The following is a 23,089-nucleotide window of genomic DNA, read 5'->3' as shown; positions in this document are numbered from 1 at the left end:
ATCGGATCACGCAAAGGATCGCGTCGATCAGTCCACCCGAGAGGAACGTCATGTCCAGCACCGAACAGGCCCCCACCGGATCCGCGCGCGTGAAGCGCGGACTCGCGGAGATGCTCAAGGGCGGCGTCATCATGGACGTCGTCACCGCAGATCAGGCGAAGATCGCGGAAGATGCCGGAGCCGTCGCCGTGATGGCGCTCGAGCGGGTGCCCGCCGACATCCGTGCACAGGGCGGTGTCTCGCGGATGAGCGACCCCGACATGATCGACAGCATCATCGACGCGGTCTCGATCCCCGTGATGGCGAAGGCGCGCATCGGCCACTTCGTCGAGGCTCAGGTGCTGCAGGAACTCGGTGTCGACTACATCGATGAGTCCGAGGTCCTCTCTCCGGCCGACTACGTCAACCACATCGACAAGTACGGTTTCACCGTGCCTTTCGTCTGCGGTGCCACCAATCTGGGTGAGGCACTGCGCCGTATCAACGAAGGTGCGGCGATGATCCGCTCCAAGGGTGAGGCCGGAACGGGCGACGTCTCGGAGGCGATGAAGCACATCCGCAAGATCCGGGGCGAGATCGCCGCACTGACCGCGCTCCCGAAGGACGAGCTGTTCGTGGCGGCGAAGGAGCTGCAGGCACCCTACGAGCTCGTCGCCGAGATCGCGGAGACCGGCAAGCTCCCCGTCGTGCTGTTCGTGGCCGGCGGCGTCGCGACGCCCGCTGATGCGGCGATGATGATGCAGCTCGGCGCCGACGGCGTGTTCGTCGGCTCGGGCATCTTCAAGTCGGGAAATCCGGTCGAGCGCGCCAAGGCGATCGTCAAGGCCACCACGTTCTACGACGACGCCAAGGTCATCGCAGAGGTCTCGCGCGGCCTCGGCGAGGCGATGGTCGGCATCAACGTGTCTGACCTGCCCGCGCCGCACCGCCTGGCTGAGCGTGGCTGGTAACACCCGCGTCGGAGTCCTCGCTCTGCAGGGCGACGTGCGTGAGCACGCCGCCCTGCTCGCGGGGCTCGGGGCCGACGTCATCCTGGTGCGCCGCCCCGAGGAGCTGTCATCCGTCAACGGGCTCGTCATCCCCGGCGGAGAGTCGAGTGTGATCGACAAGCTGTCCCGAGCCTTCGGCATGCAGACGCCGATCCGCGAGAGCATCGCGGCGGGGCTGCCGGTCTATGGCACGTGCGCGGGCTTGATCCTTCTCGCCGACACCGTGCTCGACGGCATCGACGGGCAGGAGTCCTTCGGCGGGATGGACATCGAGGTGCGCCGCAACGCGTTCGGACGTCAGACCGAGTCGTTCGAGACGGAACTCGACGTCCCGGTGCTGGGTGAGCAGCCCGTGCGTGCGACATTCATCCGGGCGCCGATCGTCGAGCGGGTGGGCGCGCGGGTCGACGTCCTGGCATCGCTGGCGGACGGCACGATCGTCGCGGTCCAGCAGGGCGCTCTCCTCGGCACCAGTTTCCACCCGGAAGTCGACGTCGAGACGCGCTTCCACGAGCGCTTCCTCGAGAGTGCGCGATCGTACGCGGAGACACGCGGCTAGTTCTTCATCAGGGCGCGGATCGCCTGCACCGTGAGGTCGATGTCGTCCGCTGTCGTCGCCCAGGACGACATCGAGCAGCGCAGAGCGGCCCGGCCGCGCCACTCTGCCCCGGTGACCGCGGCAGTGCCCTCGTCGAGGATCGCGGCGCCCAGCGCGCGCGTGGCGTCATCCGAATCTGCACGGAACATCACCTGGGTGTAGTCGACGTCGTTGACGACCTCCACTCCCTCGATCGCCGCGAGCCCGGTGGACATGGTCACGGCATTCGTGTGCAGGCGGTCGATCAGCGCGGCGACGCCCGAGCGACCGAGACTGCGCAGCGCGGCCCAGGCGGGAACCCCCCGTGCCCTCCGGGAGAGCTCGGGGGTCAGATCCCAGGGGTCGAGTCCGGAGTAGATGAGGTAGTCGCCGCCGGTGCGGAATGCGGAGATGGAGTCGGCGGGATCCCGCACGATCGACATTCCGCAGTCGTAGGGGACGTTCAACGTCTTGTGCGCATCTGTCGCCCAGGAGTCCGCGTCCTCGACTCCCGCCGTCAGGTGGCGCAGCGCAGGGGATGCTGCCGCCCACAACCCGAACGCGCCGTCGACATGCACCCATGCGCCCTGACGCCGCGCGATCGGGATCAAGGTGGAGAAGTCGTCGAATGCGCCGGTGTGCACCTCACCTGCCTGAAGACACACGATGAGTGGTCCTGTGCCGCCCGCGAGCACGTGCTCCAAGGCATCAGGGCGCATCCGGCCCTGATCGTCGGAGTCGACGACGATCAGCTCGGCCCGGCCTATCCCGAGAAACCGGGCAGCGCGATCGATCGACCCGTGACGGTCGGCGCCCACGACGAAGCGGATCGCCGGCGCCGCGCCGAATCCGCGTTCCGCCAGGTCCCAGCCGACGCGGGACAGCACGGCATGACGCGCTGCGGCGAGGCAGGTGAAGTTCGCGAGCTGCCCTCCGGTGACGAATCCGACGCTGGCCGTCGAGGGAAGACCGAAGAGGTCGAGCATCCACTGCCCGGCCACCCGTTCCATCGCGACTGTGGCAGGGGTCAGCGTCGACGAGCCGGAGTTCTGGTCCCACGCCGAGACGAGCCAGTCCGCGGCGAGCGCGGCGGGCAGTGTCCCTCCGATCACGAAACCGAAGAAGCGGCCGCCGGGGATGGCGACGAGACCGGGCTCGGCGCGCTCAGCGATCTCGTCGATCACCTTCACGGGGTCGACCCCGGCCTCCGGGAGGGGGCCGCCGAAAGCCTCGAGCATCTGATCGAGGGATGCCCGCGGCCACACCGGACGCTCGGACACCGATTCCAGGAAGCCGAGGGCGGCCCGATGCGCGCTGTCCAGTGCGCGCGCCCGGGCGTCTGAGGCGTGCTCTTTCATGCCTCAGGCCTACACCCGCGCGGAACGTCGCGCCAGGGGGACAATCCACCGGCCGCCTGATGCGTGCTCCGCGAACGGTCGATAGGGTCGATGGATGACGAGTGCACGAGAATGGCAGCTGATCGGCCTCAACACGATCCACTCGAACCTGCAACGTCTGCACGCGTGGGACCGTGCGTCGGCGCTGATCGCCGGCAGGTCGGAAGACGAGGCGCGGAAGACGGCGCTGCACGGCTGGATCGACACGGTCACCCCGGCCTTCGCCTCGACGCTGGACGGAAGGGACCTCGACGCCGCCACCCAGGAGACCCTGCTGCCGCTCGCGCCGTGGCTGCGGGACGAGGTCGCGCGTTATTACGCAGCGCACGACGGCGAGGCACCGCTGCGCGAACAGGCGGCGTTCGGTGCCGCGCATGTCATCGCCTCGGACTACCAGACCAAGGGAGAGCGGCTGATCGCCGAGTCGGTGGGCAAGGCGGAGGAAGCGGATCGCCTCCTGCAGTACGCACCGCGCATGATGGCACTGGTCCGGCAGGCGAACGCGGCCGTCGGCACCAGTGCCGAGGGCGAGCCCGACGATGACGTCAAGGGGTACATCCGCGAGCACGTCAAGGTCACCGTCCACGACGAATCGCGGGTCACGCTGCAGGTCGGCGCGATCCCGCTGATGCTGCAGGGGCGAGACCCGAGGGAATGACTTCGACACGGTCATCTGCAGCACGGATCTGATCGGCCGGGCCCGGGTATTCGTTAGAATAGACGATGCCCTGGGTGCGAGCTCCTGGGCGGATACGACGAGCGGAGACTTATGTCCGGGCATTCCAAGTGGGCGACCACGAAGCACAAGAAGGCCATCATCGACTCCAGGCGCGCCAAGTCCTGGGCCAAGCTCATCAAGAACATCGAGGTCGCGGCGAAGCTCGGCGGACCTGATCTGCAGGGCAACCCGACGCTGTTCGACGCGGTGCAGAAGGCGAAGAAGACCTCTGTCCCCAAGGACAACATCGACCGCGCGGTGAAGCGTGGTGCGGGTATCGGCGGCGAGGCCGTCGAGTACCTCTCGATCATGTACGAGGGCTACGGACCCAACGGCGTCGCTCTCATGATCGAGTGTCTGACCGACAACAAGAACCGCGCTGCCGCCGAGGTGCGCACGGCTCTCAGCCGCAACGGCGGCACTCTCGCCGACCCGGGCAGCGTCGCATACAACTTCAGCCGCAAGGGCGTCATCGTCGTCGGCTCCGAGGGCACGACCGAGGATGATGTCATGATGGCGGCGCTCGAGGCCGGCGCCGAGGAGATCGAGCCGCACGCCGAGGGCTTCGAGATCGTCACAGAGGCGAGCGACCTGGTCACGGTGCGCAGCGCGCTGCAGGACGCCGGCATCGACTACGAATCGGCCGACGTCGAGTTCGTTCCGAACCTCAAGGTCGAGATCGACGCCGACACGGCGCGCAAGATCTTCCGCCTGATCGACGCACTCGAAGACAGCGAAGACGTGCAGAACGTGTTCACCAACTTCGACCTCACGCCCGAGGTGCAGGCCGAGCTGGAGAACGACGAGGGCTAGGCGCGCCGAACGGCTCGTGTCCTCCCTCCGGCCTAGCCTGGGGGAGTGACCTCTTCTCTGCGCGTCCTCGGGATCGACCCCGGCCTCACCCGCTGCGGTGTCGGCATCGTCGACGTCGACCGCACCCGTCGCGGGACCCTGGTGCACGTGGGAGTCATCCGCTCGTCGCCGGATGCCGACATCGGCGACCGTCTCGCGATCGTCGCTGCGGGCATCCGCGAGGCGATCGCCGAGCATCGCCCGGACGCCGTCGCGGTGGAGCGGGTGTTCGCGCAGCAGAACACGCACACGGTGATGGGCACGGCGCAGGCGAGTGGTGTCGCCCTGCTGATCGCCGCGGAGGCGGGCCTTCCCGCCGCGACCCACACACCGAGCGAGGTCAAGGCCGCCGTCACCGGCTACGGCGCCGCGGACAAGCGCCAGGTGCAGGCGATGATCGCCCGCATCCTGCGACTGGACGCCCCGCCACAACCCGCGGACGCGGCCGACGCCCTCGCGATCGCGCTGTGCCATGCCTGGCGGCGGGGGAGCGCCGGTGTCCCCGGTCAGTCGGCGCTGACGCCGGCCCAGCGCGCGTGGGCCGACGCGGAGCGTGTCGCTCGAACATACCTACGATCAGGGTCGTAGGCTGAGGGGATGATCTCCTCCCTGCACGGCGTCGTCCTGCACACGACGGCCGACCAGGTCGTCATCGAAGTGGGCGGCGTCGGGTTCTCGGTCGCCGTGCCCGCCGACATCCCGCACACCGCGACCGTCGGAGAGCGCCTGCTCCTGCACACCAGCCTGATCGTCCGCGAAGATGCGCTCTCGCTCTACGGGTTCGCGGATCGGAGCGAGCTGGAGATCTTCGGCCTGCTGATCAGCGTCACCGGAGTCGGGCCCAAGTCCGCGCTCGGTGTGCTCTCGCACATGACGGTGGACCAGATCGCCGAGGCGGTCACCGCGGAGGACGATGCCCCGTTCCGACGTGTCTCTGGCATCGGCCCGAAAACGGCGAAGCTCATCGTGCTGCAGCTGGCGGGCAAGGTGCAGCCGGTCGCGCCGAGCTCGAAGCCGTCACGTGCCGGTTCGACCGACGTGGTGTCTCAGGTCGCCGCCGCTCTGGTCGGACTCGGCTGGTCCGACAGGGTCGCGACGGAAGCGGCCGCGCAGACCGCTGCAGAGGCGACGGATGCCGAGCGCGGTTCGGTCGCGGCACTGCTGCGCCGTACGCTCGCGCTTCTCGGCCCCGCGCAGGGCGGCCAGACGCGTGCCTGACGCTCTGGACGCCACCGAGCCGGTCGATGAGACCGAGCTCGCGATCGAGGGCGCTCTGCGGCCGTCGAGTCTCGGCGAGTTCGTCGGTCAGCAGAAGGTGCGCGGACAGCTGCAGCTCCTGCTCGAGGCGGCGCGCATCCAGAGTCGCCCCGCGGATCACATCCTGCTCGCCGGCCCTCCTGGGCTCGGCAAGACCACGCTCGCGATGATCGTCGCGCACGAGAGCGACCGGCCGCTGCGCATGTCGAGCGGTCCGGCGATCCAGCACGCCGGAGACCTCGCGGCCCTGCTGTCCAGCCTGGTTCCCGGTGAGGTGCTCTTCATCGACGAGATCCACCGGATGGCGCGCTCGGCCGAGGAGATGCTGTACCTCGCGATGGAGGACTACCGCATCGACATCATGGTGGGCAAGGGCGCGGGCGCCACGAGCATCCCGCTCGAGCTGGCACCGTTCACGCTCGTCGGAGCGACCACCCGCTCCGGCCTCCTGCCGAACCCGCTGCGCGACCGCTTCGGCTTCACCGGGCATCTCGAGTTCTACGAGGAGTTCGAGCTCGAAGAGGTCATCGCCCGTTCCGCGACCGTCCTCGGCGTGGACGTCCCGACGGATGCGCTGTCGGAGATCGCGCGTCGATCTCGGGGAACTCCGCGAATCGCGAACAGACTGCTGCGCCGTGTGCGCGACTACGCGTTGGTGCACAACGGGGGAGACGCCACGATCGCCGATGTGCGCGCGGCTCTCGAGCTGTACGACGTCGACTCGATCGGTCTCGACAGGCTCGACCGTGCCGTGCTGGAAGCACTCGTGCGGCGGTTCCGCGGCGGTCCGGTCGGACTCAGCACGCTCGCCGTCGCGGTCGGCGAAGAGGGCGAGACGGTCGAGAGCGTCGTGGAACCGTACCTCGTGCGGATCGGTTTCCTCGGGCGTACGCCGCGCGGTCGTGTGGCGATGCCGGAGGCGTATGCGCACCTCGGGGTACCCCATCCCGACGGGACGCTTCGCCTTGATGACCTATAATCGCTGAAGACTTCCCGGATACCTCTGCGCGCCCAATGGCTGGAGTGCGCACCTGAGAAAGGCGCTGCACCCATGCCCATGGAATTCCTCCTCTTCGGTCTTCTCGCCGTCCTCCTCGTCTTCATGATCTTCAACACGCGTAAGCGTACGAAGGCGATGAAGGCGGAGCAGGAGGAGAAGGCGACCAAGACCGTCCCCGGTGTGAAGGTGCTCCTCCAGGGCGGCATCTACGGCACGATCGTGGCGTACGACCCCGAGGACCTCGACTCGCCCGCGCTCGTCGAGATCGCTCCCGGAACGATCATCGAGGTGCACAGCCAGGCGATCCTGCGCATCGTGGAGCCCAAGGATGTCGTCGTCGACGAGGTCGTGGCCGATGACGCCGCTGCCACGGCCGCTCCGGCCGTCGACGTCGAGACGCCGGAAGAGACGCGTGCGCGTCTCGAGCGCGACGCAGACGACAAGTAATCCTCCGCCTCCGCGCGGTACCTCGGAACTCCGGCATCTCAGAAAGCTGAACACACGTGGCTTCATCCTCTCCGGTCCGTCACGCCTGGCGGGTCCTCCTCGGCCTGCTCCTCGTGACGGGCGTGCTGTTCGGCATCAACTCACTCGGCGTCTACGTCTTCACGGACAGCAACGGCGATCCTGCGAGCTCCTGGGCGCCTGAACTCGCACTCGACCTCCAGGGCGGCACGCAGATCGTGCTGAGCGCCGAGACAGAAGACGGCGCCGACCCCTCGGCCGAGCAGCTCGACCAGGCCGCGGCGATCATCCGTCAGCGCGTCGATGCCTCAGGCGTCGCGGAGGCCGACATCACCACCGAGGGTGGACGCAACATCGTCGTCCAGATCCCGGGGCCGGCCGATGAGCAGACCCGTGAGCGGATCCAGTCGAGCGCTCAGCTCGAGTTCCGCGCGGTGCTGGCCACGACGGGCGCAGCCACCGAGTTCACGGGCGAGGACGGCAACGCGACGCCGTACCCGAGCCCGGATCCCACGCTCGAGTCGACCCCGTCCCCCGAGCCGACGGACGGCAGCGACCTGGCGTGGGCCACGCCGAAGTTGCAGGCGGAGTTCCTCGCCTATGACTGCAGCGACCCGGCGAACGACGCGTCGAACGCACCGCAGGATCAGCCGCTGATCGCGTGCGACCCCAGCGGTCAGACCAAGTTCCTGCTCGGACCGACCGAGCTCACCGGAACGGCGATCGAAGACGCGACCAGCGGTCGCGACCCGAAGTCGGGCGCGTGGATCGTGCAGCTGACGATGAACGGAGACGGTGCCGACGCCTTCGGCAAGGTCAGCACGCGTCTGAACCAGAACCGCATCGACGGCCTGGCGCCGCGCGACCAGTTCGCGTTCGTGCTCGACGGCAGCGTGATCTCGGCGCCGCGGATGAACGGCGTGATCCTCGATGGTCGCCCCAGCATCTCCGGCTCGTTCACGCAGGAGTCCGCGACGACCCTGGCCGACCAGCTGAAGTTCGGTGCGCTGCCCCTGAGCTTCACGGTGCAGAGCTCCGACACGATCTCGGCGACACTGGGTACCCAGCAGCTGCAGATCGGACTGATCGCGGGTCTGATCGGCCTTGCGCTGGTCGCCATCTACTCGCTGATCGTCTATCGAGCACTCGGGTCGGTGATCATCGCGTCCATCGCGGTGATGGCGGTCCTGACCTACATCATCATCTGCATCCTCGCGTGGCGCATCGGCTTCCGCCTCTCGCTCGCGGGTGTCGCAGGTCTCATCGTCTCGATCGGATTCACGGCTGATTCGTTCATCGTGTACTTCGAGAGAATCCGAGACGAGCTGCGCGATGGCAAGTCGATCACGGCGGCGGTCGAAGACGGCTGGGGCCGTGCGAAGCGCACCATCTACATCTCGAAGTCGATCAACATCCTCGCCGCGCTCGTGCTGTACATCCTGGCCGACGCCACGGTGAAGGGCTTCGCGTTCACTCTGGGTCTCACGACGCTGATCGACGTGTTCATCTTCGTGATCTTCACGCACCCGGTCATGCAGCTGCTCGCCCGCACGCGCTTCTTCGGGGGCGGACACAAGCTCTCCGGACTCGACCCCGAGGCGCTGGGTGCGGTCTACCGCAGCCGATCCGCGTACCGCGAGGTCGCGACCAGCTCGGTGGGCCGCGGTGCGAAGACCGCCCGTTCACGGGGTGAGGCGGAGCGTCGACAGACCATCGCCGAGCGCAAACGCGCGGAAGCACTCTCCTCGAAAGACAGATCGACCACAGCCGGAAGTGAGGGAGACGTCTGATGCCTTCCATGAATGAGTTCGGCAACAACCTCTACAGCGGGAAGACCTCGTTCCCGTTCGTCGGCAAGCGTCGTCTGTGGTTCATCATCGCGATCATCCTCGTGGTGGGCTCGGCCCTCGTGCCGTTGATCCGCCCGATCCAGTTCTCGATCGAGTTCACCGGCGGGTCGCAGTTCACGGTGCAGGCACCGGACAGCCGCGATCAGGACATCGCCTCTGACGCCGTGCGATCCGTCGTGCCCGGTGCGGCGACCAAGGTCGTCATCGTGAGCGACAAGGACGTGCGGGTCCAGACCGACCAGATGAGCGCCGCCGAAACGCAGCAGGTCGCGAACGCCCTCGCCAAGGCCTACGACGTCGAACCCGACGCCGTCACGTCGTCGTTCATCGGACCGGCCTGGGGTGAGAACGTCACGCGCCAGTCCCTCTGGGGCCTTGCGATCTTCCTCGCCCTGACCTTCCTCATCCTCGCGATCTACTTCCGTACCTGGAAGATGTCGGCGGCAGCGATCATCGGTCTGCTCGACGTGCTCGTGATCACGGTCGGCGTCTACGCGCTGGCGGGTTTCGAGATCTCTCCGGCGGCCGTCATCGGCTTCCTGACGATCCTCGCCTACTCGCTGTACGACACCACGGTCGTCTTCGACAAGATTCGAGAGAACACCACGGAGGACGGGGAGAAATCCGCGCGCCTCTTCGGCGAATCGGTCAACCTCGCGGTGAATCAGACTCTGATCCGGTCGATCAACACCTCCGTCGTCGCGGCGCTGCCCGTGGGCGCTGTCCTCTTCATCGGCGCCTTCTGGCTCGGTGCGGAGTCGCTCACCGACATCTCGCTGTCGATCTTCGTCGGCATCCTGGTCGCGACGTACTCGACGCTGTTCGTGGCCGCGCCGCTGTACTCGCTCTTCCGCGAGAACGAGCCGCAGCTGAAGGAGCGCGACGCGCGCATCCGCGAGGCGCGCAGCAAGGCGTCGGTCGAGGCCTGAGCCTTCCTCCGGCGGGGCTGATGCCCCGCAGACACGCGTAAGATGATGTAGTTCGGAGGTGAGTGGATGGCGGATACGCAGTCGTCTTCGCAGGGATCCAGCCTGCGACGTCTGGTTCCCCGCATCTTCTCGCGCGCGTCCAGGGTCAACGACCTCGACAATCTGATCCGGACGGTCCGCGCCAATCACCCGCGCGGCGACTTCTCGGTCATCGAGCGTGCTTACGCCGTCGCCAAGGAGAAGCACACCGGACAGCAGCGTCAGAGCGGCGAGCCGTACATCACGCATCCGCTCGCGGTGGCGCAGATCCTCGCCGAGATGGGTCTCGGACCCCGAGCGATCGCCGCCGCACTGCTGCATGACACGGTCGAGGACACGGGGTACGCCCTCACCGATCTGACGGCAGAGTTCGGCGACGAGGTCGCGATGCTGGTCGACGGCGTCACGAAGCTCGACAAGGTCAAGTACGGCGAGAGCGCGCAGGCAGAGACCGTCCGCAAGATGATCGTCGCGATGTCCAAGGACATCCGCGTGCTCCTCATCAAGCTCGCCGACCGGCTGCACAACGCGCGCACGTGGGGCTTCGTGCCTCCGGAGAAGGCCGCGAAGAAGGCCAAGGAGACGCTCGAGATCTATGCGCCGCTGGCGAATCGACTCGGTATCCAGGCGATCAAGTCCGAACTCGAGGACCTCTCCTTCGCGGTACTCCACCCGAAGATCTACAACGAGATCCACAGCCTGATCGCCCAGCGCACCCCGCAGCGCGAGAAGTACCTGACCCAGGTCGTCGAGGAGATCGACGAGGACCTCCGCGATCTCCGCATCCGCGGCAAGGTCGTCGGGCGCCCGAAGCAGCTGTACTCGGTGTACCAGAAGATGGTCATCAGAGGCCGTGAGTTCGACGACATCTACGACCTCATCGGCATCCGCGTGCTGGTCGCATCCGTTCGTGACTGCTACGCGGTGCTCGGCGCCATCCACGCGCGCTGGACCCCGCTGCCGGGCCGGTTCAAGGACTACATCGCCACCCCGAAGTTCAACCTGTACCAGTCACTCCACACCACGGTCATCGGACCGGCGGGGCGCACGGTCGAGATCCAGATCCGCACGCATGAGATGCACCAGCAGGCGGAGTACGGTGTCGCCGCGCACTGGATGTACAAGGAGCGGATGAACGGCGGCGGCAAGACGGAGCTGCGCGCGTCCGACAACGACATGGCGTGGCTGGCGCACATCTCCGACTGGCAGGCCGAGACGGCTGATCCAGGTGAGTTCCTGGATTCCCTCCGTTTCGAGATCGGTGCGAAAGAGGTCTACGTCTTCACCCCTAAGGGGCGTGTGATCGGTCTTCCCGCTGGTGCGACTCCCGTCGACTTCGCCTACGCGGTGCACACCGAGATCGGCCACCGCACGATGGGTGCGAAGGTCAACGGACGTCTCGTGCCCTTGGAGTCGCAGCTGAAGAGCGGCGACGTGGTCGAGGTCTTCACCTCGAAGAACCCTGATGCCGGACCGAGCCAGGACTGGCTCGGGTTCGTCGCCAGCACCCGCGCGCGCAACAAGATCCGCGGATGGTTCACCAAGGAGCGTCGCGAAGAGGCCATCGAGCAGGGCAAGGAAGCCATCGCCCGCGCGATGCGGCGCCAGAACCTGCCGCTGCAGAAGCTGATGAGCCAGGACTCGTTCGCCGAGGTCGCGCAGCAGCTCCGCTACGAGGATGTCTCCGCGCTCTACGCGGCAGTCGGCGAGGGACACGTCTCCACGCAGTCCGTGCTGGAGAAGGTCACCGCGCTGATCACGGCGAACGACCCGCAGACCGGCGCCATCGACCTGCCAGGCAGCATGCCGACGAGGGAGCCACGCGCCGGTGACTCGGGTGTGCTGGTGCGCGGCGCCTCCGACATCCTCGTGAAACTCGCGAAGTGCTGCACGCCGGTTCCCGGCGACGCGATCGTCGGGTTCGTGACACGGGGGAGCGGCGTCTCGGTGCATCGCGCCGACTGCGTCAACGTCAAGGCTCTCAGCGCCGAGCAGGACCGCTTCGTCGAAGTGTCGTGGGCGCCCACGACCAAGAGTGTGTTCCGGGTGCAGATCCAGGTCGAGGCGCTGGACCGCTCGGGTCTGCTGTCGGATGTCACGCGGGTGCTGAGCGAGCATCACGTCAACATCCTCTCGGCGACGGTCAACACGAACGATGAGCGTCTGGCGCTCAGTCGCTTCGTCTTCGAGATGGGCGATGCGGTGCACCTGGATCGCGTGCTCAACGCGGTGCGCCGTATCGACGCGGTCTACGACGTGTACCGCGTCACCACGTCCTGAGAGCGACCCGTTCCAACACCGACCGGCCGATGCGGCTGCCGGGCACCCGGTTCCACTGCGTCATGGCGTCGAGGCTCTCGGCGACGAGGGCGGGGTCGGCGCGAGCGAGACGTTCGATCCATTCGCGCAGTCGCGCATCCCGGTGCAGTCCGGTCGCGAGGTCGAGCATGGTGCGCAGCGGCGTCGACACGTCGATACCTCCGATGTGTTCGATCTCACTCTCGACCAGCGCTCCGTCATGGAAGATCAGACGGCCGCTGAGGTACGGTCGCACTCGGCGTGGGACCGACCGACGAATGTGATGCACAGCTGGTGGTGCGGCACCAGCACCGTGGATCCAGGCTGCGGTCGGGCCCGCGGCTGCGGTGCCGGGGCGGACCAATTCCGCGACCGAACTGGCACGCACATCCGGGCTTTCGACGAGATCCGCGGGGATGTACGCATCGCCGATCTCCACGACATCTCCGTCGAGCCGAGCCGCGCTCAGCTCCGAGAGGCTGAGCCGTCGACCGGGGACATACAGAAGCGCGGGGTGCATCACGCCAGTGTGGCGTAGTGCACCCCGCGCTCGGGAGTTGTCGAGAGACCTGTGGAGAGAGGTTCAGCCGCCGAGGGCGTTGAGCCAGGTGCGACGTGCCTCGAGAGCATCCGCTGCGGTCTTCGCCGCCTTCTTGTCGCCGGCCTTCTCGGCGGCGGCGAGCTCGGCCTCGAGCTTCTCGATGGCCTCGAGCAGTTGCGAGCTCATGTCGTTCGCACGAGCCTTGGTCTCGGGGTTGTTCTTCTTCCAGTCGACCTCTTCGCGCGCCTTCAGCGCGTTCTCGATGACGCGGAGACGATCGTCGAGGGCACGCTCCTTCTCACGCGGGAAGATACGGCCCTGCTCGTCCCACTGCCGCTGGATGTTGGTCAGCAGCGAGCGCGCACGCTTGATGTTGGGCTCGTCGGCGACGGCCTTGGCCTCTTCGAGAAGTGCCTGGCGTGCCTCGATCTTGGGAGCCGATTCGGCTTCCTCCGCGGCGGACTGTTCGGCGCGTGCGGCGTAGAGGGCGTCGCCTGCAGCCTTGAACCGTGCCCACAGCGCGTCGTCGGCCTTGCGACCCGCGCGCCCCGCAGCCTTCCATTCGTCGAGAAGGTTGCGGTATGCGGGGATACCGTCGGTGCCGCGCGGTGCGAGTGCCTCTGCCCGCTCCACGAGACGCGTCTTGGCGTCTCGGGCGGACTTGTGCGTGTCGTCGAGCTCGGAGTAGAAGGCTCGGCGGTGCTTGTCGACCACGGCGCGTGCATCGCGGAAGCGCTTCCAGAGCTGCTGCGAGATGCCCTTCGACAGACGCGGGCCGTTCTGCTGCTGGGCCTGCCAGGCGTCGAACAGCTCGCCGAGCTCGGCGGTGACCTGCTTCCACTGCACCTTGCTGAGATCACGCGCGGCGATCGCCTCTGCGCGCTCGACCAGCAGCGTACGCTCGGCGATGGCCTGGTCGACCAGTTCCTTCGCCTGCTGCGCCTCCTGCGCGGTGGCCTCGGACAGCGACGAGGTGAGAGCGTTCAACCGCTCGCGGAGTCCGGCGAGATCGCCGACCGCGGCCGCATCCGTCGCCTCTTCGAGGACGTGCCCTGCCTGCTTGACCAGGTCGCTCGCAGCGGCGCCACCGGCCTGATGACGCGCCTCGAGCGCATGCACCTTGAAGGCGATGTCGTCGAACTTGCGCACGAAGTAGGCGAGAGCCTCATCGGGAGTGCCGTCGGGGTACTGGCCGACGACGCGCCAGGCGTCGCCCTCGCGGACCTCGACCGTGCCGTCATCGGCGACGCGACCCCATTCGGCGGCGTCGGACTTCGTCGGTGCCGCTGCGGCGACGGGTGCGACGGCGGCAGGCTTGGGGACCTTGCGCGGCAGCGGCACAGCCGGGGGAGCGGGAACGGGCGGAGTCGGCTTCGAGGATTCGGTGGCAGACACAGTGATTCTCCTTGCGCGGAAGGGCCGCGGGAGGCGGAAGGGACGAGGTTCAGCCTAGTACGACCGCACCCTCCTGGTGGGGACGACAGAGTTCGCACGGTCGTTATCGATCTGTGAGCAGAAAGTTCGACGGCGGAAACATGCAACGTGACGTCCGGGTAACACGTCGCTCCTATCGTCGCCAGCACGCTACGTCTGCTGTCGACAGGAGTCCCATGAACCACGAGCCGCCCCACGAGATTCTGGTCGTCGGCGCGGGGATGGTGGCGCATCGCTTCGTGGAGAGCCTCCTGCGGCGCGGAGGGACGGGTGTTCGGGTGACCGTCGTCGGCGACGAGGACCGCGCTCCCTACGATCGGGCGGGGCTGACGGGTCTCTTCTCCGGCGCGACGGCCGATGACCTCACCCTTGATCCTTCGGTGTTCGCGGATGAGCGGGTGGAGTTGGTCCCGAACGATCGGGTGCTGCGCATCGATCGGAGTGCACGAAGCGTGACCACCCGGTCACGACGCAGGATCGACTACGACACGCTCATACTCGCGACCGGTTCGTACGCTGCTCGCGCTGCAGTCGACGGGGCGCGTCTTCCCGGATGCTTCGTGTACCGGACCTGGGATGATCTCGAGTCGCTACGGGAGTTCGTGCCACAGCGATCGAAGGAACTCGGGCGGTCGCTGCGGGGCGCTGTGATCGGCGGAGGATGGCTGGGTCTTGGAGCGGCAGAGGCACTGCAGGGCATGGACGTCGACACGCTGGTGGTCGAGGACTCCGACCGGTTGATGCCCGCAGAACTCGACACGGCGGCCGGCGGGATGCTGCTCCCGCATCTGGAGGCGCGAGGCATCGCCTTCCGTACGGAGTCACAGATCGCGCATCTGGATCCCGATGAGTCAGGCGCTGTGACCGCGATGGACTTCGAGGACGGCTCGTTCCGGCGCGTCGACGTCGTGGTGTTCGCCATGGGCGTGCACCCCCGTGACGAGCTCGCGAGGAACGCGGGATTGGAGGTCCACCCCGGTGGCGGCGTCATCATCGACGACCGATGCGCGACGTCCGACCCGCGGATCCTGGCCATCGGAGAGGTGGCGAACTTCCGCGATCGCATCGCGGGGCTGGTCGCGCCGGGGCATGCCATGGCGGAGGTCGTCGCCGACCGGATACTCGGAGGGGACGCGCGGCTCTCCGGCCACGATCACTCGGTTAACCTCACGCTCTCCGGCGTCGAGGTGGCGAGCTTCGGCGACGCGCTGGCACGTACGCCCCACGCGGTCGAGGTGACCTGCACCGACGCCGATACCGGCGTGTACCGGAAGCTCGTGCTGTCGGACGACGCGCAGATGCTGCTCGGGGGCATTCTCATCGGAGACGCGTCCGCATACGAGGCGCTTCGTCCGCTCGTCGGCACACGGCTCGGCGCTGACCCTTCGGCGTATCTCGAGACCCCCGGAGCGGGAGGGGACAGCGGCGGCGCCATCGCGCGCTGTGAGCACTTCGATATGTCACATGACCAGCTCCTCGATTCCGTGCGTCTCGCCGCGCTGACGACGTTCAGCGCTATCTTCGATCACTTCGGGGTCGGTGGAAGCTGCGAGATCTGCACACGCGAGGTCGCCCGCATCCTCACCGTTCTCGCCGTCCCTCGGCAGTCCGGGACCGTCGCCCTCACCCCGTCCGATCCCGTGATGTCGGAGATGCACGAGGGGATCTCTCTCCTCGCGCGTGTGCCCGGCGGGGACGTCACTCCGGATGGGCTGATCGCCGTGGGACTGATCGCCAAGGAGTTCGCTCTGCGGACCAAGATCATCGCCGCGCAGGGAATCGGAATGATCGGCGTTCATCGAGAACAGCTCCCGCTGATCAGGGCGCGTCTCCTGGAGGCGGGGTTCGTCGCGGAACGGTCGTCCTTGTCGTCGCCTCATGGTTTCGCGGAGCACGGACCGCTCCGCCCGGCGATCGTGAAGGAGGGCGATGCGGATTCCGCGCCGATCGCAGGGCGCGTCCGACAGGCATCACGGTGAGCGCGACGGCATTGGTCGGCTGTTCCGTGGTCGTCGCAGCCGATCATCGATCGGTCGACGTCGCCGCGGTCCTGGAGCGACAGGGAGCCGCCGTGCGCAGCGCTCCACCGGGCCAGGCAGGTGTGCAAAAAGCAGCGGTTCAGGCAGGTGCCGGCGAAGTCGACGCCGTGCTCTTCGCATCGGCGGACGGCGCAGCGTCCTGGGTCGCTGTCGCCGCGACGACGGGTGCGCTCGAGGATATTCGGCGTCGGGCGGCGACGGGGAGGCTGCTCCTCGCCGCGTCGAGCCCGATCGTGGCCGGGCCGCTTCGCGCGGAAAAACTGCACAATGTGGTCGCCGAGAGCGGAGCAGGAGGATCGCTCGCTCGATGCGTGGTCGCGCACTTCGGTGGCGAGGGGGCGCCGTCGCTGCGTACGGATGCCGGCCGGCTCGAGGTGCGCAGCGGAGGCGCACTGATCGACGGGGGGTTCGTGCCGCTGTCACGGACCTCGGCCTCATTGTTGGAGACCCTCTTCATGGCGAGAGGGCGGGTACTGTCCAGGGTCGAGATCGCTCGTGCACTGCCTGGCCCGTCGCGCAACGGCCACGCGGTGGAAGCGGCCGTCGCTCGTCTTCGCGAGTCGCTCGCCGGCGCGGACCTGGTTCAGACCGTCGTGAAGCGTGGGTACCGTCTCGCTGTCACCGGCGTGTGACCTCGGCTCCGCCTGGCGCCGACCATATGCCCGAGCGGGCGATCACTCCGCGGGAGTCTCCGACGGCGTGGGCACCTCGGTCGGGCTGTCGCTCGGCGTGGGCGTCGTGGACGGCTCGACGGTGGGTGTGGGCGTCGGTTCCGGCGCGGTCACCTGGGCGTGCACCACCTGGCTCGTGATCGCCGCGGCGACCAGCAGGCCGCCGATGATGCCGGCGATCGTGTTGTCGCGGATGCGGCGGCGGATCTGTCCCCGGTGCCAGTCGCTCCGGGCTGCGTGCAGTCGCGCGCGCTCTGCCTGGGTGCGCTCCTGCGCGCTCTTGGAACCGCGTGCCGCCATGCCCTGCTCCCTTCACCGACATCGGTGCTCGATGTCGCCTGAGAGCCTACCGTCGTGAACGTCGTGACCCCGCATTAGCCTGGGAGCATGACGTCTCCTGCCGCGCTGCTCTCCGGGCAGACGCCCCTCGCCGTGCGCATGCGCCCGATCTCGCTCGCCGAGGTGGCCGGACAGAAGCACCTCCTGCGATCCGGTTCTCCGATCGTGGCGCTCGCAGATCCAGATTCCGCGTCCCCTGGTGCGGTGTCGATCATCCTGTGGGGACCTCCCGGTACCGGCAAGACGACGTTGGCTCAAGCGATCGCCCGTTCGTCCGGTCGCCGGTTCGTCGAGCTCTCGGCGATCACCGCCGGCGTCAAGGACGTGCGCGAGGTCATGCAGGAGGCGATCACGCAGCGCGATCTGTACGGGCAGACGACGATCCTCTTCCTCGATGAGATCCATCGCTTCACGAAGGCGCAGCAGGATGCCCTGCTTCCCGGTGTGGAGAACGGCTGGGTGATCCTGATCGCGGCGACCACCGAGAACCCGTCGTTCTCGGTCATCTCTCCGCTGCTGTCGCGTTCTCTTCTCCTCACGCTGCAGCCGCTCACCGATGACGACATCGGACTGCTGGTGGATCGTGCCGTGACCGACGCGCGCGGTCTCAACGGCGCTGTCACCCTCAGCGATGAGGCGCGCTCGTCGTTGATCCGTCTCGCCTCCGGCGATGCGCGCCGCGCGCTGACGGGACTCGACGCCGGTGCGGCTGTCGCGCTCTCGCACGCCTCCGCGTCTGACAAAGAGAAGGATGCGGAGGCGACGCCTGAGACGCCAGAGGTCTCCGCCGACGACGTCGCCCAGGCCGTCGACAAGGCACTGCTCCGATACGACCGTCAGGGTGATGAGCACTACGACGTCATCAGTGCGTTCATCAAGTCGATCCGCGGCTCCGACCCCGATGCGGCGCTGCACTATCTCGCCCGCATGATCGAGGCGGGGGAGGACCCGCGCTTCATCGCACGCCGTCTGGTCATCTCCGCCTCGGAAGACGTGGGGCTCGCCGACCCCCAGGCCCTCACGATCGCGGTGGCGGCGGCCGACGCCGTTGCGTTCATCGGTATGCCCGAGGGGCGGATACCGCTGGCCGAGGCTACCGTGTACCTGGCGACCACGGCGAAGTCGAACGCCGCGTACGTGGGCATCGATGCGGCGATCGCCGACATCCGCAAGGGCGGCTTCGGTCGTGTGCCTCTGCATCTGCGCGACGCGCACTACCCGGGTGCCAAGCGACTCGGGCACGGCCGCGGCTACGTCTATCCGCATGACGCGGAGTACGGCATCGTGCCGCAGCAGTACCTCCCGGATGAGCTCGACGGTCGGCGCTACTACGAGCCGAAGGCGCTCGGTTCTGAACGCGACATCTCCGCCCGCCTGGAGCGGATCCGCCGCATCCTCGGCGATCGCTGAGCAGCGCCGGGCGATCTGTTAGACTTGACCGGCTCGAAACCGAGTTTTCGGGCATCTCCTCGTTCACACCCCACCTTTGCCAGCGCCCCGGCGTGCGCTGCTCAGGCAGAACGCGGACGATACGTCCGTGAGTCGTGAAAGACGCGACCACGTCATCGGAAGGACAGCTTCGTGACCACGAAGTCCCAGGACCGCCGCAAGGTGCGTCTGAGCCGTGCCCTTGGCATCCCGCTCACCCCGAAGGCCGCCCGCTACCTCGAGAAGCGTCCCTACGCTCCGGGTGAGCACGGTCGCACCAAGCGCAAGGCTGACAGCGACTACGCCGTCCGTCTGCGTGAGAAGCAGCGTCTGCGTGAGCAGTACGGCATCCGCGAGAAGCAGATGCGCAACACGTTCAACGAGGCTCGTCGTCAGGACGGCCTGACCGGTGAGAACCTGGTCGAGCTCCTCGAGATGCGTCTCGACGCTCTCGTCGTGCGTTCGGGCTTCGCTCGCACCACGGCTCAGGCTCGCCAGCTCGTCGTGCACCGTCACATCCTCGTCGACGGCCAGCTCGTCGACCGCCCGTCGTTCCGCGTGAAGCCGGGTCAGCTCATCCACGTCAAGGCCAAGAGCGAGGGCACCGAGCCCTTCCAGGTCGCAGCGGCCGGCGGTCACGCCGAGGTCCTGCCTCCCGTTCCGGGCTACCTCGAGGTCGAGCTCGACAAGCTCCAGGCTCGCCTGGTTCGTCGCCCGAAGCGCGCCGAGGTCCCCGTGACCTGTGAAGTGCAGCTCGTGGTCGAGTACTACGCGGCTCGCTGATCCAGCGATCGAGCATTGGGCAAGAGGCGTCGGGTTTCCCGACGCCTCTTGTCGTTTCCGCCTACGATAGGTACACCGCGCCTTCGCGGGTAAAAGGCAAGGATGATGTCATGAAGAGCATGCAGTGGTTCCTGATCGGTGTGATCGGTGGCTTCGTCGCCGCGCACTTCATGAACAAGGACCCTCGTGGCCACGACATCCTGGCCGAGGTCGACGCCCGCATCAACGGGTTCACCGCGATCATCGGCGACGCCTACCGCGAGCAGGAGGCACGGCTCACGGAGCCGGGCAAGAACTGAACCATCGCCGCGCTTCGGCGCAGCATCTTCACGCAAGGACACCCGGCACCCTATGAAAACTGCGGAGATCGCGCAGCGTTACCTCGACTTCTTCGAGAAGAACGACCACCTCATCGTCCCTTCGGCCTCGCTGGTCAGCGATGACCCGTCGCTGCTGTTCACGGTCGCCGGAATGGTGCCGATGATCCCGTATCTGACGGGTGTCGTCCCCGCCCCGCATCCGCGTATCGCGGATCTGCAGAAGTGCATCCGCACCAACGACATCGAAGAGGTCGGTCGCACGGCCCGTCACGGGACGTTCTTCCAGATGCTGGGCAACTGGTCGTTCGGCGACTACTTCAAAGAGGGCGCGATCCGTTACGCCTGGGAGTTGCTCACGAGCGCCGAATCCGACGGCGGTCTGGGCTTCGACGAGAAGGACCTCTGGGTCACCGTCTACGAGACGGATGACGAGGCCGAGGCCATCTGGCGGGACATCATCGGGTTGAAGCCCGAGCGCATCCAGCGTCTCGGCCGTGCGGACAACTACTGGAACACGGGCCAGCCGGGTCCCGGCGGCCCCGACTCCGAGATCTTCTTCGACCGCGGTCCGTCCTACGGCAAGGACGGCGGTCCCGCCGTCGACGACTCGCGGTTCCTGGAGATCTGGAACCTCGTGTTCATGCAGGACTTCATCGAGAACATCCGCGGCAAGACGGAGTTCGACATCGTCGGCGAGCTGCCGATGAAGAACATCGACACCGGCATGGGGCTCGAGCGCGTGGCGTTCCTCAAGCAGGGCGTCGAGAACATGTACGAGTCCGACCAGGTGCGCCCGGTGCTGGACCGCGCCGTCGAGCTCTCCGGCCGTCGTTATGGCGCGTCCCACGAGGATGATGTCCGCTTCCGGGTGATCGCCGACCACGTGCGCTCCTCGCTCATGCTCCTGTCCGACGGCGTCCGTCCGTCGAATGAAGGTCGCGGCTACATCCTGCGCCGCCTGATGCGTCGCACGGTCCGTTCGATGCGACTGCTCGGCGTCGACGAGCCGGTCTTCCCCGAGCTCTTCGCCACCTCGCGTGACGCGATGAAGGCCGTCTACCCGGTACTCGAGAAGGACTGGGCAACGCTGTCGGCTTCTGCCTTCGCCGAGGAGGAGACCTTCCGGCGCACGCTCGCATCGGGGTCGACGATCCTCGACCTCGCACTCGACGAGACCAAGAAGGGCGGCGGAGCGACGCTCAGCGGTCCTGAGGCGTTCCTGCTGCACGACACCTACGGCTTCCCGATCGACCTCACACTCGAGGTCGCAGAGGAGGCGGGGCTCTCCGTCGACCGTGCGGCTTTCGACACGCTCATGCAGGAACAGCGTCAGCGTGCCAAGGCCGATGCGCGCAACCGCAAGCGCCAGCTCGCCGATGTCTCGGTCTACCGCGATCTTCGCGCTCTCGGCGAGACCGGTTTCGACGGGTACACGGCGCTCGAGGTCGAGTCGCGCATCCTCGGACTGCTCGTCGACGGTCAGCCCGTGCGCAGCGCCGCAGAAGGCCAGATCGCCGAGGTCGTCCTCGCCGAGACCACGCTCTACGCGGAGTCCGGTGGCCAGGTGGCCGACAAGGGCACGATCGTCGGACCGGGCTTCGAGCTCGAGGTGCTCGACGTGCAGCGTCCGGTGCCGGGGCTCATCAGCCACACCGTCGAGGTCGTCCGCGGCAGCGTCGCGGTCGATGACGCTGCCACCACGGTCGTCGACGCCGCCAACCGTCGTGCGGCCCGTCAGGCGCACTCCGCGACGCACCTCGTGCACGCGGCGTTGCGCGACACCCTGGGGCCGACCGCAACGCAGGCCGGTTCGCTGAACCGCGCCGGCTACATGCGCTTCGACTTCTCCTGGTCGCAGGCGCTGTCGGGAGAGACGCGCTCGGAGATCGAGGAGATCACCAACCGCGCTGTGCAGGACGCACTCGAGGTCACCACGAGGGTCATCTCTCTCGACGAGGCCAAGGAAGCCGGAGCGATGGCTCTGTTCGGCGAGAAGTACGGCGACGTCGTGCGGATGGTCGACATCGGCGGTCCCTGGTCCCGTGAGCTCTGCGCTGGTACGCACGTGAACTCGAGCGCCGAGATCGGTCTCGTCAGCGTCGTGGGCGAGTCCTCCGTCGGTGCGTCGAACCGGCGCATCGAAGCCCTCGTCGGCGTCGACGCGTTCCGTGAGCTCGCTGCGGAGCGGGCGATCGTGTCGCAGCTCACCAGCTCGCTCAAGACGCCCAGGGAGCAGCTCCCCGAGCGCATCGCCGACCTCGCTGCGAGCCTCAAGGCCGCCGAGAAGCGCATCGCCCAGTTCGAGGCCAAGGAGCGGGCGGGTCAGGTGCCCGCGATCGCCGATGCTGCCGTGCGCGTCGGGGCGTTCCTCGTCGCCGCGCAGTCGCTCGGAGACGTCGCTTCGGCTGACGACGTCCGCGATCTCGTCCTCGGCGTGCGCGAGCGCCTCGGGTCCGCGGCCGCGGTCGTCGCACTCGGCGCCGTCGTGAACGGCCGTCCGGTGGTGGTCGTGTCGACCAACGACGCGGCACGCCAGGCCGGAGCCAAGGCCGGAGCGCTCGCGAAGCGCGCCGCCGGGGTGCTCGGCGGTGGCGGTGGCGGACGCGACGACGTCGCACAGGGCGGGGGGACGGATGCTGCGGCTCTGCCCGCGGCGCTGGAGGCCATCGCTCAGGAGCTGCACGCAGCGTGAGCGGGTTCCGCCGCGGCGTGCGGCTCGGGATCGATGTCGGGCGTGCCCGGATCGGGGTCGCGCGCTGCGATCCCGACGGGATGCTCGCTGTGCCGGTCGAAACGGTCGCCCGCTCGGAGGCCTCGATCGACCGGCTCGCCGAGCTCGCAGGCGAGTACGAGCCGCTCGAGTTCGTGGTCGGTCTCCCTGTCAACATGCAGGGGAGTGACACGGCCTCGACCGTCGACGCCCGCGAGTTCGCTGCTGCTCTGCAGGTCCGCACCGGTACGCCCGTGCGGCTCGTCGATGAACGATTGAGCACGGTCACGGCACACGCGGCCCTGCGTTCTTCCGGGAGATCTCAGAAGAACTCTCGTAGCATTGTGGATCAGATCGCCGCCGTCGTCCTTCTGCAGCAGGCGATCGATATGGAGAAGAGCACCGGAAACCCGGCCGGTGCCACGATTCCGCTTGACGAGGAGCCCGCCTGAA

Annotated in this window: 22 protein-coding genes; 18 read left to right on the top strand and 4 right to left on the bottom strand. The window is 67.6% G+C overall.

Annotation, left to right across the window (positions count from 1 at the left end; all coding sequences use genetic code 11):
- Nucleotides 1-50: 50 nt before the first annotated feature.
- Nucleotides 51-950, top strand: coding sequence for a pyridoxal 5'-phosphate synthase lyase subunit PdxS (gene pdxS, locus MRBLWO12_RS06285; protein ID WP_363553740.1), 900 nt, complete (start codon nt 51-53; stop codon nt 948-950).
- The gene (gene pdxT / locus MRBLWO12_RS06280) at nt 940-1,548 is read left to right on the top strand and encodes a pyridoxal 5'-phosphate synthase glutaminase subunit PdxT (protein ID WP_363553738.1); all 609 of its coding nucleotides are present in this window, start codon (nt 940-942) and stop codon (nt 1,546-1,548) included. The genes pdxS and pdxT overlap by 11 nt, the downstream gene beginning before the upstream one ends.
- Here pdxT and MRBLWO12_RS06275 read toward each other — a convergent pair.
- Nucleotides 1,545-2,924 carry a pyridoxal phosphate-dependent decarboxylase family protein gene (locus MRBLWO12_RS06275; RefSeq protein ID WP_363553736.1) on the bottom strand — a complete coding sequence of 460 codons (1,380 nt, stop codon included), beginning with the start codon at nt 2,922-2,924 and terminating at the stop codon, nt 1,545-1,547. The two genes, pdxT and MRBLWO12_RS06275, sit on opposite strands and share 4 nt — an antisense overlap.
- A gap of 94 nt (nt 2,925-3,018) precedes the next feature.
- Between MRBLWO12_RS06275 and MRBLWO12_RS06270 the strand changes: the two genes are divergently transcribed.
- The 9 genes from MRBLWO12_RS06270 to MRBLWO12_RS06230 all read left to right on the top strand — a co-directional run bounded on the left by MRBLWO12_RS06270 (nt 3,019) and on the right by MRBLWO12_RS06230 (nt 12,353).
- Complete coding sequence (locus MRBLWO12_RS06270; protein ID WP_363553734.1) at nt 3,019-3,621, top strand: hypothetical protein; 603 nt, start codon at nt 3,019-3,021, stop codon at nt 3,619-3,621.
- A gap of 111 nt (nt 3,622-3,732) precedes the next feature.
- Nucleotides 3,733-4,494 carry a YebC/PmpR family DNA-binding transcriptional regulator gene (locus MRBLWO12_RS06265; RefSeq protein WP_363553732.1) on the top strand — a complete coding sequence of 254 codons (762 nt, stop codon included), beginning with the start codon at nt 3,733-3,735 and terminating at the stop codon, nt 4,492-4,494.
- A 45-nt stretch (nt 4,495-4,539) separates the two neighbouring features.
- On the top strand, nt 4,540-5,121 hold the full coding sequence (ruvC, locus tag MRBLWO12_RS06260) for a crossover junction endodeoxyribonuclease RuvC (RefSeq protein WP_363553730.1): 582 nt from the start codon (nt 4,540-4,542) through the stop codon (nt 5,119-5,121).
- Between the two features lie 9 nt (nt 5,122-5,130).
- Nucleotides 5,131-5,751, top strand: coding sequence for a Holliday junction branch migration protein RuvA (gene ruvA / locus MRBLWO12_RS06255; protein ID WP_363553728.1), 621 nt, complete (start codon nt 5,131-5,133; stop codon nt 5,749-5,751).
- Nucleotides 5,744-6,769, top strand: coding sequence for a Holliday junction branch migration DNA helicase RuvB (ruvB, locus tag MRBLWO12_RS06250; RefSeq protein WP_363553726.1), 1,026 nt, complete (start codon nt 5,744-5,746; stop codon nt 6,767-6,769). The genes ruvA and ruvB overlap by 8 nt, the downstream gene beginning before the upstream one ends.
- Nucleotides 6,770-6,841: 72 nt before the next feature.
- Nucleotides 6,842-7,237 (top strand): preprotein translocase subunit YajC, encoded by a 396-nt coding sequence (locus MRBLWO12_RS06245; RefSeq protein WP_414685449.1) that lies wholly within the window; start codon nt 6,842-6,844, stop codon nt 7,235-7,237.
- 56 nt (nt 7,238-7,293) lie between these two features.
- A complete protein-coding gene (gene secD, locus MRBLWO12_RS06240; protein WP_363553724.1) occupies nt 7,294-9,045 on the top strand; it encodes a protein translocase subunit SecD in 1,752 nt (583 codons plus the stop codon).
- Nucleotides 9,045-10,034, top strand: a complete 990-nt coding sequence (secF, locus tag MRBLWO12_RS06235) for a protein translocase subunit SecF (RefSeq protein ID WP_363553722.1) — start codon at nt 9,045-9,047, stop codon at nt 10,032-10,034. Before secD ends, secF begins: the two co-directional genes overlap by 1 nt.
- A gap of 66 nt (nt 10,035-10,100) precedes the next feature.
- Complete coding sequence (locus MRBLWO12_RS06230; RefSeq protein ID WP_363553720.1) at nt 10,101-12,353, top strand: RelA/SpoT family protein; 2,253 nt, start codon at nt 10,101-10,103, stop codon at nt 12,351-12,353.
- On the opposite strand, the gene MRBLWO12_RS06225 is transcribed toward MRBLWO12_RS06230, so the two are convergent.
- Nucleotides 12,340-12,891 carry a hypothetical protein gene (locus MRBLWO12_RS06225; protein WP_363553718.1) on the bottom strand — a complete coding sequence of 184 codons (552 nt, stop codon included), beginning with the start codon at nt 12,889-12,891 and terminating at the stop codon, nt 12,340-12,342. The two genes, MRBLWO12_RS06230 and MRBLWO12_RS06225, sit on opposite strands and share 14 nt — an antisense overlap.
- A gap of 63 nt (nt 12,892-12,954) precedes the next feature.
- Complete coding sequence (locus MRBLWO12_RS06220; protein WP_363553716.1) at nt 12,955-14,307, bottom strand: DUF349 domain-containing protein; 1,353 nt, start codon at nt 14,305-14,307, stop codon at nt 12,955-12,957.
- Between the two features lie 215 nt (nt 14,308-14,522).
- On the opposite strand from MRBLWO12_RS06220, the gene MRBLWO12_RS06215 reads away from it, so the two are divergent.
- Together MRBLWO12_RS06215 and MRBLWO12_RS06210 are read left to right on the top strand one after the other, a co-directional pair.
- Nucleotides 14,523-16,325, top strand: coding sequence for an FAD-dependent oxidoreductase (locus tag MRBLWO12_RS06215; protein ID WP_363553714.1), 1,803 nt, complete (start codon nt 14,523-14,525; stop codon nt 16,323-16,325).
- Nucleotides 16,322-17,017, top strand: coding sequence for a winged helix-turn-helix domain-containing protein (locus tag MRBLWO12_RS06210; RefSeq protein WP_363553712.1), 696 nt, complete (start codon nt 16,322-16,324; stop codon nt 17,015-17,017). The genes MRBLWO12_RS06215 and MRBLWO12_RS06210 overlap by 4 nt, the downstream gene beginning before the upstream one ends.
- 42 nt (nt 17,018-17,059) lie before the next feature.
- On the opposite strand, the gene MRBLWO12_RS06205 is transcribed toward MRBLWO12_RS06210, so the two are convergent.
- Entirely contained in the window at nt 17,060-17,356 is a 297-nt protein-coding gene (locus MRBLWO12_RS06205) for a hypothetical protein (RefSeq protein WP_363553710.1), read from the bottom strand.
- An 87-nt stretch (nt 17,357-17,443) separates the two neighbouring features.
- Here MRBLWO12_RS06205 and MRBLWO12_RS06200 point away from each other — a divergent pair, with 87 nt between their 5' ends.
- The 5 genes from MRBLWO12_RS06200 (at nt 17,444) to ruvX (ending at nt 23,088) form a co-directional block, all read left to right on the top strand.
- Nucleotides 17,444-18,805: a replication-associated recombination protein A gene (locus MRBLWO12_RS06200; RefSeq protein WP_363553708.1), complete on the top strand. Its 1,362-nt coding sequence runs from the start codon at nt 17,444-17,446 to the stop codon at nt 18,803-18,805.
- 171 nt (nt 18,806-18,976) lie between these two features.
- Nucleotides 18,977-19,606 (top strand): 30S ribosomal protein S4, encoded by a 630-nt coding sequence (rpsD, locus tag MRBLWO12_RS06195; RefSeq protein ID WP_052677824.1) that lies wholly within the window; start codon nt 18,977-18,979, stop codon nt 19,604-19,606.
- 110 nt (nt 19,607-19,716) lie between these two features.
- Nucleotides 19,717-19,905 carry a hypothetical protein gene (locus MRBLWO12_RS06190; protein ID WP_017830547.1) on the top strand — a complete coding sequence of 63 codons (189 nt, stop codon included), beginning with the start codon at nt 19,717-19,719 and terminating at the stop codon, nt 19,903-19,905.
- 52 nt (nt 19,906-19,957) lie between these two features.
- Nucleotides 19,958-22,618 carry an alanine--tRNA ligase gene (gene alaS, locus MRBLWO12_RS06185; RefSeq protein WP_363553705.1) on the top strand — a complete coding sequence of 887 codons (2,661 nt, stop codon included), beginning with the start codon at nt 19,958-19,960 and terminating at the stop codon, nt 22,616-22,618.
- Complete coding sequence (gene ruvX / locus MRBLWO12_RS06180; RefSeq protein WP_363553703.1) at nt 22,615-23,088, top strand: Holliday junction resolvase RuvX; 474 nt, start codon at nt 22,615-22,617, stop codon at nt 23,086-23,088. The genes alaS and ruvX overlap by 4 nt, the downstream gene beginning before the upstream one ends.
- The last annotated feature ends 1 nt before the right edge of the window (nt 23,089 follow it).

The sequence above is a fragment of the Microbacterium sp. LWO12-1.2 genome (assembly GCF_040675875.1).
GTDB lineage: Bacteria > Actinomycetota > Actinomycetes > Actinomycetales > Microbacteriaceae > Microbacterium.
This window is presented reverse-complemented; position numbering and strand designations above follow the sequence as displayed.